14 protein-coding genes and 2 tRNA genes are annotated in these 13,802 nt (G+C 66.4%); 6 read left to right on the top strand and 10 right to left on the bottom strand.

Annotated elements, in window-relative coordinates; all coding sequences use genetic code 11:
* Positions 1-34: 34 nt before the first annotated feature.
* Positions 35-670: a (d)CMP kinase gene (gene cmk / locus ROR02_RS06065; protein WP_147163119.1), complete on the bottom strand. Its 636-nt coding sequence runs from the start codon at positions 668-670 to the stop codon at positions 35-37.
* Positions 667-2,040 (bottom strand): 3-phosphoshikimate 1-carboxyvinyltransferase, encoded by a 1,374-nt coding sequence (aroA, locus tag ROR02_RS06060; RefSeq protein ID WP_147163118.1) that lies wholly within the window; start codon positions 2,038-2,040, stop codon positions 667-669. Before aroA ends, cmk begins: the two co-directional genes overlap by 4 nt.
* 336 nt (positions 2,041-2,376) lie before the next feature.
* Between aroA and ROR02_RS06055 the strand changes: the two genes are divergently transcribed.
* The 3 genes from ROR02_RS06055 to ROR02_RS06045 all read left to right on the top strand — a co-directional run bounded on the left by ROR02_RS06055 (position 2,377) and on the right by ROR02_RS06045 (position 3,229).
* Positions 2,377-2,733, top strand: a complete 357-nt coding sequence (locus ROR02_RS06055) for an FYDLN acid domain-containing protein (protein ID WP_147163117.1) — start codon at positions 2,377-2,379, stop codon at positions 2,731-2,733.
* Between the two features lie 241 nt (positions 2,734-2,974).
* Positions 2,975-3,050 (top strand) — tRNA-Ala (locus ROR02_RS06050).
* A gap of 103 nt (positions 3,051-3,153) precedes the next feature.
* Positions 3,154-3,229 (top strand) — tRNA-Ala (locus ROR02_RS06045).
* Positions 3,230-3,327: 98 nt separating this feature from the next.
* Here ROR02_RS06045 and ROR02_RS06040 read toward each other — a convergent pair.
* From ROR02_RS06040 to ROR02_RS06020, 5 genes are all read right to left on the bottom strand, one after another.
* Positions 3,328-4,743 (bottom strand): methyl-accepting chemotaxis protein, encoded by a 1,416-nt coding sequence (locus ROR02_RS06040; protein WP_147163116.1) that lies wholly within the window; start codon positions 4,741-4,743, stop codon positions 3,328-3,330.
* Positions 4,744-5,311: 568 nt separating this feature from the next.
* A complete protein-coding gene (locus ROR02_RS06035) occupies positions 5,312-5,950 on the bottom strand; it encodes a demethoxyubiquinone hydroxylase family protein (protein ID WP_147163115.1) in 639 nt (212 codons plus the stop codon).
* Between the two features lie 65 nt (positions 5,951-6,015).
* Positions 6,016-6,534 (bottom strand): disulfide bond formation protein B, encoded by a 519-nt coding sequence (locus ROR02_RS06030; protein WP_147163114.1) that lies wholly within the window; start codon positions 6,532-6,534, stop codon positions 6,016-6,018.
* Between the two features lie 27 nt (positions 6,535-6,561).
* Positions 6,562-7,215: a leucyl/phenylalanyl-tRNA--protein transferase gene (gene aat, locus ROR02_RS06025; protein ID WP_407672597.1), complete on the bottom strand. Its 654-nt coding sequence runs from the start codon at positions 7,213-7,215 to the stop codon at positions 6,562-6,564.
* Between the two features lie 34 nt (positions 7,216-7,249).
* Positions 7,250-8,437 carry a Coenzyme F420 hydrogenase/dehydrogenase, beta subunit C-terminal domain gene (locus ROR02_RS06020; RefSeq protein ID WP_147163113.1) on the bottom strand — a complete coding sequence of 396 codons (1,188 nt, stop codon included), beginning with the start codon at positions 8,435-8,437 and terminating at the stop codon, positions 7,250-7,252.
* 307 nt (positions 8,438-8,744) lie between these two features.
* On the opposite strand from ROR02_RS06020, the gene ROR02_RS06015 reads away from it, so the two are divergent.
* Positions 8,745-10,106, top strand: a complete 1,362-nt coding sequence (locus ROR02_RS06015) for a TrpB-like pyridoxal phosphate-dependent enzyme (protein WP_147163112.1) — start codon at positions 8,745-8,747, stop codon at positions 10,104-10,106.
* Between the two features lie 155 nt (positions 10,107-10,261).
* Positions 10,262-10,972, top strand: coding sequence for an HAD family hydrolase (locus ROR02_RS06010; RefSeq protein WP_147163111.1), 711 nt, complete (start codon positions 10,262-10,264; stop codon positions 10,970-10,972).
* Positions 10,973-11,018: 46 nt separating this feature from the next.
* Here the strand turns inward: ROR02_RS06010 and ROR02_RS06005 are convergent, their stop codons facing one another.
* Complete coding sequence (locus tag ROR02_RS06005) at positions 11,019-12,017, bottom strand: aldo/keto reductase (RefSeq protein WP_147163110.1); 999 nt, start codon at positions 12,015-12,017, stop codon at positions 11,019-11,021.
* Positions 12,018-12,124: 107 nt separating this feature from the next.
* Here ROR02_RS06005 and ROR02_RS06000 point away from each other — a divergent pair, with 107 nt between their 5' ends.
* Complete coding sequence (locus ROR02_RS06000; protein WP_147163109.1) at positions 12,125-13,048, top strand: LysR family transcriptional regulator; 924 nt, start codon at positions 12,125-12,127, stop codon at positions 13,046-13,048.
* 163 nt (positions 13,049-13,211) lie between these two features.
* Here ROR02_RS06000 and ykgO read toward each other — a convergent pair whose 3' ends face one another.
* Both ykgO and ROR02_RS05990 read right to left on the bottom strand, forming a co-directional pair.
* Entirely contained in the window at positions 13,212-13,337 is a 126-nt protein-coding gene (gene ykgO, locus ROR02_RS05995) for a type B 50S ribosomal protein L36 (RefSeq protein ID WP_014415198.1), read from the bottom strand.
* Between the two features lie 187 nt (positions 13,338-13,524).
* The coding region (locus ROR02_RS05990; RefSeq protein ID WP_147163108.1) for a GNAT family N-acetyltransferase at positions 13,525-13,802 on the bottom strand (278 nt) is incomplete at its 5' end.

The following is a 13,802-nucleotide window of genomic DNA, read 5'->3' as shown; positions in this document are numbered from 1 at the left end:
AACGTTAGGCGGCGTGGCCCAAACGCCTTGAAGATTACTGGCCGCGTTTCGCCAGCAATCCCATGACGGCAGCCAGGGCCTGATCCGGTGTCAGGAGCGAGGTATCCAGCACGACGGCATCGTCGGCCGGCACCAGCGGCGCAACCGAGCGGGTACGATCCCGATCGTCGCGCTCGCGCATGTCCCGTTTCACCACCTCTTCCTTAACATCCTGGCCGTTCTGGCGCAACTCCAGAAGACGACGTTGGGCGCGCACTTCCAGGCTCGCGGTGACGAAGACCTTGAGATCGGCCCCGGGACACACCACGGTGCCGATGTCGCGCCCGTCCAGCACCGCGCCGCGCGCGCCATCGGGGGGCTGTGCCGCGAAGGCGCGCTGGAAATCAAGAAGCGCGGCGCGCACCCCCGGCAGCGCCGCCACCTTCGAGGCCGCCATGCCGGCCTCGTCGGACGACAGGGCCGGGTCGCCCAGCAGCCCAAGATCGAGCGAACGCGCCGCCGCTTCCGCCGTCTGCGGGTCACCGGGGTCGCCGCCGGCCCGCGCCACCGCCCAGCCAACGGCCCGATAGAGCTTGCCGGTATCCAGATGAGCATACCCCAAGGCCGCCGCCAGCCGCCGGGCCAGCGTGCCCTTGCCCGACGCGGCCGGGCCGTCAATGGCGATGATCATGCGAAAGTCTCCTGCTCGGTGGTGAGGTGGGCCCCCAGGCCCGTCATCAGATCCACGAACCCGGGAAAGCTGGTTTCGATCGCCCGCCCGTCGTCGATGCGCACCGGCTCGACGCTGACCATCCCCAGGACAAGGAACGCCATGGCAATCCGGTGATCCAGGTCCACCTGCACCACTGCGCCGCCCTGGGGCGCCTCGCCCTGGCCCTTGACGATCAGGGTATCTCCCTCGGTCGTGGCCTCGACCCCACAGGCCTCCAGGCCGCGCACGATGGCCGCGAGGCGATCGCTTTCCTTGACCCGCAGCTCGGCCAGGCCATGAAAGCGCGAGGTCCCGTGCGCGCACGCCGCCGCCACGGCCAAGATGGGGTATTCGTCGATCATCGAGGGCGCCCGGTCCGCCGGGACCTCCACCCCCTTCAAGGCGCTGGCCCGCGCCCGCAGGTCGCCCACCGGCTCGCCGGCTTCCTCGCGGACGTTCAGAACCTCCAGGTCGGCCCCCATCTCGCGCAAGGTGTCGAACAGACCCGTGCGCAGCGGGTTCAGGCCCACGCCTTCCAGCAGGAGGTCGCTTTCCGGCACCAGCAAGGCCGCCACCAGCGGAAAGGCCGCCGACGAGGGGTCGCCCGGCACCCGCACCGGCCCCCCCGTCAATTCGGGCTGTCCGCTCAAGACCAGGACGTCCGCCCCGTCGTCCCCCTGACGGCGCACCAGGCGCGCGCCGAAGTGGATCAGCATGCGTTCGGTATGGTCCCGGGTCGCGACCGGCTCGATCACCGTGGTTTCGCCCGGGGTGTTGAGCCCCGCCAGCAGCACGGCGGATTTGACCTGGGCACTGGGCACCGGGACCCGGTAGGTCACGGGCAAGGGCTCGGCCGCCCCCTTCAGCGCCAGGGGCAGCCGGTTGCCGGCCCGCGCCAGGAACGTGGCGCCAAACCGCGACAGCGGGTCGATCACCCGCCCCATCGGCCGCTTGCGCAGCGAGGCGTCGCCGGTGAACAAGGCGGTGATGGGATGCGTGGCCACCACCCCCATCAGCAAGCGCGCGCCGGTGCCCGCGTTGCCCATGTCCAGGACCTCGGCCGGCTCGGCCAGACCGCCCACGCCGACGCCATCGACCGTCCACACCGAAGCGCCGCTGGCGTCGTCGTCCTCGCGGGCGATCGAGGCGCCCATCAGGGCCATGGCCCGCGCCGTGGCCAGCACATCCTCGCCTTCCAGAAGACCGGTAATGGTGGTGCGCCCCACCGCGAGGCCGCCCAGCATCAGGGCCCGGTGGGAAACGGACTTGTCACCCGGCACCCGGATCCGACCCGAAAGGGGGGAACCGCGACGCGCGCTGAGGGGGTGGGCAGAAGGGAGATCGATCATCGGCGCTCCGGGCATGGGCCTTGACAGAAGGCGAAAACCACAAGACGGGGGCTTCCTACCACAGGGGGCGCCGCGTGAACAGAGCGCCCGGCCACACTCCCACGGGTGCCTTCCCCGCCCCGGCGCGGGCCTTCCCTGCCGTCCCTTGGAACCTCCTCGCAAAAGGACCGCGCGGATCGTTTGACAAGGACCCGGGGAAAATGGCAATAGCGGCCAAGCCCGGGAAGACGCCCGCCGGTCCGGCCGGCCTGGCCCATGGGGCCCACGCCATCATGCCCGCGACGCACCCGAGGCCGCGGCCCATCACCACCCGTGATTGCAAGGGAGGGGAAACCTGTGTCCAAACCCGAATGGGGCATCAAGCGGACCTGCACGAGCTGCGGCACGCGCTTTTATGACATGCGCCGCACCCCCATCGTCTGTCCAAAATGCGATGCGGTCCTTGAAGTCGATACGCCGGTCAAGGCGCGCCGGCCCGAACGCAAGAAAGAGCCCCCCAAGGCCGTGCCCGCCGCCACCTTGGAAGAAGATGATGTCGATCTCGGCGAGGTCGACATGGCGGTCGACGAGGATCTGGAGACCGACGAGGACGACGAAGTGGGCGATCTGATCGAGGATACCTCCGACCTCGGCGAGGATGATTCCGACCTCCACGAGGTCAAGGATCACATCGAGCTCGACGAATCCGAATAAAAACGCACGGGCGCCGTTTCCCCCCGGCGCCCTTCCCCCCCCCGGCGGGCCCTCCACCCACCCCCGGGTCCACCCTTCGGAAGCCCACCGGATTTTTTTTGAAGAAGGGTGTTTTTTCCTCTTGCCGGGTCGGCCCGGAGCCTGTAGAAACCCGGACCTCGGCGGCGCTGACCGGTCTTCTTCCCCGGCCCGGGCCGCCGATCCCAAGACAACGAAGCCTGCTTCGTTGTGACCCAAGGATGGGGCTGTAGCTCAGTTGGGAGAGCGCGTGAATGGCATTCACGAGGTCAGGGGTTCGATTCCCCTCAGCTCCACCATCCTTTCTCTTCGGTCCTCGGACCGGAGTCCCAAGGCGGACGGGGACACCCTGAAGCCAACCTCGAAGGCAGAAGGGCGTGCCCTGAAGCCAGCTTTACTTGAGGGGCTGTAGCTCAGTTGGGAGAGCGCGTGAATGGCATTCACGAGGTCAGGGGTTCGATTCCCCTCAGCTCCACCAGTTTCCGAAAGGCCCGGCGGCATCCGCCGGGCCTTTCTCCGTTCCGGGGGATGAGGGAAGGCGGGCCCCCAGGCGAGGAGCGCCCGCCTTGGGGCACGTCACGCCCCGCACAGCGGACCGTCGGAGCCCAGGCGCGCGATATCGATCAGGTCGTCCAGAAGACGCTGCACCTGTTCCGAAGGCGCCTCGATCCGCTTCACCAGCGCCACCGCCGCGCCGATGTCGCCCCTCTGCCACGCCTCGGCGGCCTTGATTCCCAGATCGTGGATCTCCTTGTGGGGCTCCAGGAGATCGGCATAGGCCCGGGCCCGCTTCAAGGCCTCGGGGGCGTTCGCGTACCACCGGCCCAGACGGCAGTGGGTGTGATGGGACAGCTCGCCCGGATCCAGATGCGCCCGCCCCACCAGCATGTCGGCAAGGTGCTTGCGCCACATCATATGATCCGCCTTGGCCTGGATCAGGTCGCGCGCGGGGAACGGCGTTTGGGCGAGATCCTCCACCCGGGAGCTGATCAGTCCCTCGATCTGGTCAATGGAGTCGAGAAGGGTTTCCATGGCGCCCACGTTGTCCTCGACCGACCGGACAACGGCTTCGATGCCCTGGGCGATCTCGTTGGAGGCACAGCGCTGCTGGGACAAAAGCTCGACGACCTCCGACACGCCCACCGACACCGCCTCGGCCCGGGCCTCGATCCGGTCCAAGGACCCGATGGTCGAGGTAATCACGCCCGAGCCCTGGCTCACCGCCTCCGATCCGTTTTGCATGGAGAGCGTAATGCGCTGGGTTTCCTCGCCCAGCTTCTCCACGCGACGGCGGATGTCCTCGGTCACCCGCGCCGTCTGGCTGGCCAGGTTCTTGACCTCGGAGGCGACGACGGCAAACCCCTTGCCGGCTTCCCCGGCCCGGGCCGCCTCGATGGTGGCGTTCAGGGCCAGCAGGTTGGTCTGGCTGGCGATCTCGTTAATCAGCTTGACCATGCTTTCGATCTGGGCCGACGCCTCGGCCATGGCCGAAACCTGGTCGGCGGCTTCTCGCACCGCCGAGGAAATGGCCTCCATGGCCCTGATCGCCTGATGGGATTCCGCCCGGCTGGCCCGCGCCAGGTCATACACCCCTTGCGCGTCTTTCGCCGCCGATGACGACGCCTCGGCTATCCCCTCTATGGCGTTCGCCATTTCCTCCGACGCCGCCGCCATGGCCTGAATGCGGTCCAGGGTTCCCCCCAGCGCTTTCTTGGATTCCACCGCCGAGATGACCGTGGACGCGACCCCCATGGAAAGATGCACCGAGCATTCCAGGTTCGCTTCCACCCGATGCAGCAGCTTTTCGGCCAGCGCACGGATTTCCGTCGTCAGGGGATCCGTCCCCTCCCCCACATCGAAATAGGCTCCGTCGATCAGCAAGGCGACCTGTCGAAGCGCCAGCGCGTTTTCCGGTTTGACCTCGGAAGGGATGCCCGACTCCTCGCCAGAAGCCGGCCTCCCTTCTCCCAACAGCGCCTTCAACCTGATCATGCGACCCCCCAGATACTCACTTTTTAAAAGATTGCCCCTTCAAGAGCAATCAAGCAGCACTTCACCACCATGGAGATTGCATCCGAGGGACGGGTTTTCTTGTTAATCGATGGGTTTAACCGTCTTATTCAGCCATCGATTCCTTATCGATCCATAACAACACTGTTGAAATGAGCCCGCAACATATTTCAAGACAATCAACGAATAGAGCGCTTTCTTTCCACTCCCCTTGCGTACGACCCATGGTCTGTAATTTTATCTGGAGAGCCCCTTTCTCTTGCCAGGGCATGGCAATCACCCCCTCCCTTCCTCGTGGAAATTCAGCCGACAAGAATTGTTTTTTGATTCTGACAAAAAGAAACCCGCCTCCCCCCTCGGGGAAACGGGCTCGATACAAATCATCCCTTGGTTTTCCAGGTCCCCCACCATCATCGGGCGCTTATGGTTTCGAAAACCCGAGACAGGGGTGGGCTTTTTCTTGCCCGACGGATCGACGAGAGCGCGTCAGGGATAAAGAGGCTCCGCGATCCGTCCGCCTCACCATGAAGCGGACGGGATCCAAGGCACCCTACAGCCGCTCGGACAGCCAGATCGCGACCCGCGTTCCCGCCTTGATCGCCTCGGAAACCAGGGGATAGGCGGGGGCCTGCTCGGCTCCGTGCGCCAGACCCTGGTCGCGGTGATGGACTTCCTCCAGCCGGAAATGGGCCAGCGTCGCCTTCAAGGGCAGTTCGTCGTCGCCCAGGCTGTCGGCCTGGGCCCGGTAATGGTCGTCAATGACTTCCTCCACCGCCGTGGTGCACGCCATCGCCATCTCGTCGCCCAGCAGCGCCGTTCCCGCCCCCAGGGCGAAGCCGGCCACATGCCACAGGGGCGCAAGCAAGGTCGGCCGCGCCCGGCGTTCAACCATCAGGGCATTGAAGGTCGCGAGGTGGCGTTCTTCCGAGGCGCGCATGCCGGCGACCACCGCCGCCTTGGGCGAACGCCGGCGCGCCATCACCGCGTGCTGGCCTTGGTAAATGCGCACGGCGCCATATTCGCCCGCCTGATCGACCCGCAGCACCCGGTCGACCAGGGCGGCCCGGGGCAGATCACCGGGACGGCGGCCCCGGCGCGTGAGGCGTCCTTGGACCTGGGCCAGGACGTCCTCCTCGCTGGGACGAAACACCTCGGGCACGGGGGTGGCGCGAGAGCGGCGAACCGTCATGGGGGGGGCTCCTTCAACAGGGAAAGACCCCCCTGATATGGGCCGCGCCCAGGCGCCCCGCCAGATCAGCCGCGCGGCCGAGCCCCCGACACGGCGATTCCCGCCAGCAGCAGGCACAAGCCGAAATTCAGCCCCGCGAAGCTGATGCCCATGAACGTCCACCCCGGTTCGTCGCACGGGGGGGGCGCGTCGATGGGGCCGGCCAGGGCGGCCTTGAGATCGGCCAGCGTTGCCGGCCCGGCGCCCGTGGCGGCGGTTCCCGCCCCGGATCCGCACGCGGCGGTGCCCGCCCACCAATGTTGCTCGACCCCCACATGGTAGCCCGCGATCCCGGCATTGACCACCAGGGCCAGGGCACAGATCCCCAGCAAAATCCGCGCCCAGCGCAAGGGCACGGCCGGCTGCAAGGCCATCGCGGCCAGCACCGCCACGATGACCCAGGGCACGCGCTGGGCCAGGCACAAGACACACGGCGCGATGCCCAGGCCGACCTGGGCATACAGGGCTCCCAGCAGCACCGCCGCCGCCGCCACATCCAGACCAAGGGCGACGCGACGAGGAGACAGCGCAAACGACGCGTTCATGATCAACGGCTTTGCCTGGATCAAGAGTTAATACCCACAGGGCCGGTCGAGGATGTCGAGGACCCCGTCCTCGGGCACCGGGACATGGAACTCGCCCCGTTCGGCCAGCGCCGATTCCAACCGCTCATGGTAGGCATCGCGCGGGATCTCGATCGCCCCCAGCGAACACAGGTGGGGCGTGGTGAACTGGGTATCGAGCAGATGGAACCCGCCCCGCTTCAGCCGGGCCACCAGGTGACACAACGCCACCTTCGACGCGTCGGCCATGCGCGAGAACATGCTTTCGCCAAAAAACGCCCCGCCCAGCGACAGGCCATAAAGCCCGCCGACCAGCGATCCCGCCGACCAGCATTCCACGCTGTGGGCCATGCCCAAACGGTGCAGATCGGTGAACACGCGGGTGATGCGGTCGTTGATCCAGGTTTCGGCCCGCTTGGGCGTGCGCGTGGCGCAGGCCCGGATGACGTGCGAGAACGCCTTGTCGACGGTGACCGAAAAAACCTCCTGGCGCAGGATCTTGCGCAGCGAGCGGGAGACCTTCAGGCCATCCAGGGGCAAGATGCCCCGGTGCTGGGGGTCGATCCAGTACAAACGGGGGTCGTCGTGGGCCCGGGCCATGGGAAAAACACCGCTCGCGTAGGCCCGCACGATGACTTCGGGTGTCAGGGTCAGGTTAAACACGGGGAGAAGGCGCCTCCTTGCGCGCATAAAACCGTCAGGCACGTTCGTCCGGTCCCGGGGTCAGGCCATAGGGCTCGACCAGGGACCACAAGTGAGGGGGAATCATGGCACGCACCCGCTTGGGAAAACGATGGCGCAAGGTGACCACCGCTTCCAATGCCTTCATTTCTACCCGGGTCCGCGCGAATTCAAGACCACGAGGCCCCGTGCGCGGCATCATCCACGCCACGATCGGCCGCGCCCAGTCGGGCATGGTGCGCATGGGCAGGCCGCCGGCGGCCCGCTCGATATTGGCCAGGAAGCCCTTCACCGCGCTGGCCCGCTTGCCGGCGCTGGTGGGCTCTCGCACCCGCACCTCGTCGCCCAGCAGATCGAACACCGCCTGGCCGCGCGGGTTGCGCACCACCACCCACTGCTCGCCCCGCCCGCCCATGTAGCCCACGGTCAGGTCGGCCAGCGCGTTGGTGTAATCCACGCACGCCCGGCAGGTCAGCGGGAAGAAATCGGAGGGCAAGGTTGAAAGCGGCAGCTTCAAGAAGGGGATCAGGCGCACCCGCCCATCCTGGAAGCGCATTTCAACATGGTAGTCGGCGCGAAACTCCAGATAGGTCACGGTTTCGGGCGCCGGGGTCAGCAGCGACAAAAACGTGTGGAAATTCTCGGTGGTGGTGTTGTCCGAGCACGGAATGCCGATCACGGTCAGGGACTCGAAGCCCAAGGTCGGCTCCAGCGCCCGCAAGGGGTAGATCTGGCACGGCACCCCGATCACGGCCAGCCGGCGCAGCCCGCGCGCCCGCGCCTCGTCCAGCAACGACAAAAGCGGCGCGTAGCCCATGCGCATGCCCCGGCAGTGCACCATGTCGGCGGCGTCGGTGACCAACCGGGGCAAGGGCCGCCAGCGATCCGTGGGGTCGGCGCCCATGGCCAGCACCGCGTCCACCTGCCCGGTTTCCAGCAGACGCTCGCCCAGGCGGGTGGTGATGCCCGTCCACTGGGCGCCCGCGCGCGGGGCCTTGAGGGCGGCTTGCACCATGCGCTCGAAGGGACCGAAGAACAGCTCGTCGGGCCGGGCCGGATCGCGCGGGCGTCCATGCACCCGGGTTTCCAGGCTGGCGTAATCGGGATGAATGAACTGGCAGGCCTGGCCGCACTGGCGGGGATCCGCGCCCCGCGACACCCCGCAATCGGTGCACAGCACCCGCGCCGGGGCCTCCGTGTGCATCGCCTGTCCTGCCTGCGTGTCTTCCGCCGCCATGGCGCCTTCCCCTTCCTGGACCGTGCCCTCGGTCCGGGACTTTAGGTCAGCCCGCCCGCCAACGCCAGACCTTGCAACGGCTCCAGGCTAAGGAAGAAGGAGGGGCCCCAGGCATCCCCCGAAGACAGCGTGTCGGACGGTCTGGCCGGGTGTGTTCGCCGGGTTTCCGCCTCGCGTTTCCCTTTCCCGTCCCCCGATCGCCATCGTTTACACAGGTGAAGCGGCGGGAGTAGAAGAGGCGATCGTGTCACAGAGTAAGGGGGGTTGCCCGATCATGAGCGAAAGCACCAAGTACTTTCTGCCCGAGGACCAGATGCCCAAGGCCTGGTACAACCTGGCCGCCGATTTGCCGACCCCCGTGCCGCCGCCGCGCCATCCGGGCACGACCGAGATTATTTCGCCTGATGATTTGGCACCTATTTTCCCGCGCGCGGTCATTGAACAGGAAATGAGCACCGAGCGTTGGATTGACATCCCCGAGCCGGTGCGCGAGATCTGCCGTCTGTGGCGCCCGTCGCCGCTGGTCCGGGCCCGGCGCCTGGAAAAAATCCTGGATACGCCCGCCAAGATCTTCTTCAAGAACGAAGGCGTGAGCCCCGCCGGCAGCCACAAGCCCAACACCGCCGTCGCCCAGGCCTTCTATAATAAGGAAGAAGGCGTCAAGCACCTGTCCACCGAAACCGGGGCCGGGCAGTGGGGCAGCTCGCTGGCCTTCGCCGGCTCGCTGTTCGGGCTGGAAGTGTCGGTCTTCATGGTGAAGGTTTCGTACAACCAGAAGCCCTACCGCCGCGCCCTGATGGAAACCTACGGCGCCACCTGCGTGGCCAGCCCGTCGCCCCAGACCGCGGCCGGCCGCGCCATCCTGGCCGCCCATCCCGACTCCAACGGCTCGCTGGGCATCGCCATCTCGGAAGCCGTCGAGGTCGCCGCCTCGCGCGACGACACCAAGTACGCCCTGGGCAGCGTGCTCAACCACGTGTGCTTGCACCAGACCGTGATCGGCCAGGAAGCCATGCTGCAAATGGCCATGGCCGAGGCCGAACCCGACGTGGTCATTGCCTGCACCGGGGGCGGGTCCAACTTCGCCGGCCTTGCGTTCCCCTATGTGCGCGAGAAGATCAAGGGCCGCTCGGTGCGCATCATCGGCGTGGAACCCTCGTCGTGCCCGACCCTGACCCGGGGTCAGTATGCCTATGACTTCGGCGACACCGGCAAGCTGACGCCGCTGGTCAAGATGCACACCCTGGGCGCCACCTTCATGCCCCCCGGCACCCACTCCGGCGGCCTGCGCTACCACGGCATGGCCCCCATGGTCAGCCACGTCAAGGAACTGGGCCTGATGGAGGCGCGTTCCTACCATCAGACCGAATGCTTCGCCGCCGCCGTCCAGTTCGCCCGCGCCGAAGGCATCGTGCCCGCCCCCGAGTCGTCGCACGCCATCCGCGCCGCCATCGACGAGGCCCTGCGCTGCAAGGCCGAGGGCAAGGCCGAGACCATTTTGTTCAACCTGTCCGGTCACGGCCACTTCGACATGCAGGCCTACACCGATTACTTCTCGGGCAAGCTGCAAGACCCCGAGTTCGATGACGCGGCCCTGGCCGAAGCCCTGACCGATCTGCCCGAGATCAAGGGCTGATCCTTTTGTTTTCCGGCCGGACCGGATCGCCGTGCGACGCGGCCCGGCCGGAAACCAGCCTCCCCCGATCCCCTGGAGTCTGTCCGCTTCAACGTGAAACGAACAGACTCCAGGGGGGGCGGGGGAAGGGCTGCGGGTCGAACGAAGAGGACGACATGATCAAGGCCATCGGGTTCGACGCGGACGACACGCTTTGGCACAACGAAACCCACTTCCAGGACATGCAGCGCCAGTTGACCGAGATTATCGTCGGCCATACCGGCGATCCGGATCAAATCGACGCGCATCTGATGGCGGTGGAGCGGCGCAATCTCCGCAAGTACGGCTATGGCGCCAAGGGATTTGCCCTGTCGATGATCGAAACCGCCCTGGAACTGACCGAGCAGCGGGTTTCCGGGGCCGAGATCGCCCACATCATCGCGATGGTTCAGCGCTTCCTCGACAAGGACGTCCACCTCCTTGACGGCGTCATTGAAACCCTTTCGTGGGTGCGGGGGCGTTACCCGTGTTTTCTGATCACCAAGGGCGACGAGATCGAACAGCGGGAAAAACTGGCTAAATCGAAGCTGCGCCCCTTTTTCAAGGAGGTGCACGTCGTGTTGGAAAAAGATCCCGACATGTACCGTTCGATCGTGCAGCGCGAAGGACTCGATCCCGGCCAGTTCCTCATGGTTGGCAATTCGGTTCGCTCGGACATCCTGCCGGTGCTGGCCATCGGAGGCGAAGCGGTCCATATCCCCTATGAGGTGACCTGGAAACACGAACAGGTCGAGCCTTCCCCCGAGGCGTCCCACCGCTTTGCCACCTTGTCGTCGATTCGCGATCTGCCGGCTTTCCTGGAAGGGGGCCTCCGGGCCCCCGCCTGATGGTGTCCCTGCAAGGGGGCCTCCGGGCCCCCGCGACAGGCCTGGATCACGTCTTCGTCAGTTTCTCGAAGGCCTCGGGGTAGCGGGCCCCGGCCACCTTGCCCGGCGCGAAGATGTCGTTGAGCCGATCCAGGTCGTCCGAGATCAGCGCGATATCCGCCGCCGCCACGTTTTCCTCCAGGTGCCGGATCCGGCGCGCCCCGGGAATGGGCACGATGTCGTTCCCTTGCGCCAGAACCCAGGCCAGGGCCACCTGAGCCGCCGTGACGCCGCGCGCCTCGGCCATCCGCGTCACCGCCTCGACCAAAAGCCGGTTGGCGGCCAGGTTCTCGTCTTGGAAACGGGGGAGCGAGCGGCGGAAGTCCTTCTCCTCCAGCCCGTCCGTGCCCACCTGCTTGCCGGTCAGGAAGCCGCGCCCCAGCGGGCTGAAGGGCACGAACCCGATCCCCAGGTCCCGGCACGCCGCCAGGACTCCGTTGCTTTCCACGTCCCGCGTCCACAGTGAATATTCGCTTTGCAAGGCGGCGATCGGATGGACCGCGTGGGCCCGGCGCAGCATGTCGGCGGAGACTTCCGAAAGCCCGAGGGCCCGCACCTTCCCGTCGCGCACCAGATCGGCCATGGCGCCCACGGTATCCTCGATCGGCACCGCCGGGTCGGCCCGGTGCAGGTAGTAAAGATCGATCACATCGAGCCGCAGGCGCTTCAACGAGGCCTCGGCCACTTCCTTCGCGTGTTCCGGCCGCCCGTCGGTTCCGCTGATCGCCCCGTGATCGCCGGCCTGGGCCTTGAAGGTAAAGCCGAACTTGGTGGCGATCACCAACCCCGCGCGCCGGGAAGCAAGCGAGCGCCCCAGCAGCTCTTCATTGCGGTAGGGGCCATACGCCTCGGCGGTATCGAAGAAATTCACTCCCAGATCCAGGGCGCGGTCCAGGGTTTTCAGCGAGTCCGCCTCGTCGTAGGCGCCATAGGCCTGGCTCATGCCCATGCACCCCAGCCCCACCGCCGAAACCTCAAGTCCCTGGCCCAGTGTCCGTTTTTTCATGGGTTTGCCTCCTGCAAGGATTCGGATGGGTTGCCCTGAAGGTACCGAGGGAGCATCGTTTGGATAACCGGCTCTTTCGGCAACACCATGTTCGAAATTTTCGCACAATGGACCGCACCCGACTTTCCCGACTGGTCGTTTTCACCACGGTGGCGCGTGAAGGGAGCTTTCGCGCCGCCGCCGAACGGCTACGCCTCGCGCCGTCGGCGATCAGCCATGCGGTCGGAGCGTTGGAAGCCTCGCTGGGGGTGCGGCTTCTGGCGCGCTCGACCCGCAGCCTGCGCCTGACCCCGGAAGGGGAACGCCTGCTGGAAGCAACGGCCGCCCCCCTGGCGGAGATCGACTCCGGCTTCGCCGCCCTGGCCGAGCTGCGCGCCGAGCCGTCGGGCCCCTTGCGCGTGACCATGCCGCTGCTGGTCGCCGAGGATGTGATTGCCCCCCACCTGGGGGCGTTCGCGCGATCCTTTCCCAAGGTGGAACTGGAGATTCGCACCGACGACCATTTCGAGGACATCGTGGCCAGCGGCTTTGATGCCGGGATCCGGCTGGGGGAATCCCTTGAGGACACCATGATCGCCGTTCCCCTGGGCGGGCGCCGGCGCGGGCGGATCGTGGCCACGCCCGAGTATTTCCAAAGGCAGGCGGCCCCCCTGACCCCGCACGATCTCCTGTCGCATCCATGCATCCGGCGCCGCTTTTCAAGCGGACAGATCTATGCGTGGGAACTGGAAAAGGACGGGCGGAAGCTGGTGATCGACCCCAAGGGCCCCTTGATCTTGTCGCATCAGGGCCTGATCCATCGGGCGGTTTTGCAAGGCGTTGGTCTTGCCTACATTTTTCAAGACCGCGTGATCCAGGACATTGCCGCCGGCCTTCTCGTGCCGGTTCTTGACGACTGGACCCCGGTTTTCGAGGGGTTTTACCTGTATTATCCCTCGCGCCGGCACATGCGGCCGGCTCTGCGGGCTTTCATCGATTTCTTCCGCGAGGCCACGCGCCCGGCGGCCGGATCGGAGGAAGCCTTGACGTGAGGCGATCGCCTGCGCCCCTTGCCTTGGGTGACGCGCACCCAAACGCACACACCCCACACCAGGTTTCGCGACCCGGGCGGGGTGTGTGCGGGGTAACGGCACTTACTCGCGTCAACCGTCTCCGGCGTGCCAGCGCACACCGGACCCGGAAACGCCAGGGGTTTTAGCCCTGGCGGGTCTTCAGGCGCGGGTTCTTCTTGTTGATCACAAGAACACGGCCCTTGCGACGCACGATGCGGCAATTCTTGTCGCGCACCTTCGCCGACTTCAAGGAGTTACGAACACGCATAGGTCTGGCCCTCGACGGATCGGACCGAACAGCGCGACGAAGCCCAAGGACCCCACCGGCTTAACCGGTCCCTTTTTTCAACAAAGGAAGGCCGGGACCTTAGGGCCCGGACCCGCCCGAGTCAAAGATTTTCTGCCCCCGCCCGATCCTCGCCCCCTTGGGGAAAGGATGACGAGGCGTGGCCGCCTCATGCAAACAGTTTCTCAAGATCCGCCATCGGCCGAAACAGTTTCAACGGTTGATCCGGAAAAGGTAGAAAGCTTTCGCGCTCGTAAAAACGTTTCGCGTTTTCGTCCTTGGCGTCCACGATCACGGCAAACGAGGCGATCTCGCTGCGGACCGCGCGACAAAGCGCGTCCGCGAGCAGGAAACGCCCATACCCCCGGCCCTGATCGCGTCGATCGACGGCCAGGCGCCCCAGCAACGTCGCAGGCACCAGCGGGTAGCGCGGAAGGGTGCGGGTAA

Source organism: Pararhodospirillum oryzae (genome assembly GCF_007992075.1).
Lineage (GTDB): Bacteria > Pseudomonadota > Alphaproteobacteria > Rhodospirillales > Rhodospirillaceae > Pararhodospirillum > Pararhodospirillum oryzae.
This window is presented reverse-complemented; position numbering and strand designations above follow the sequence as displayed.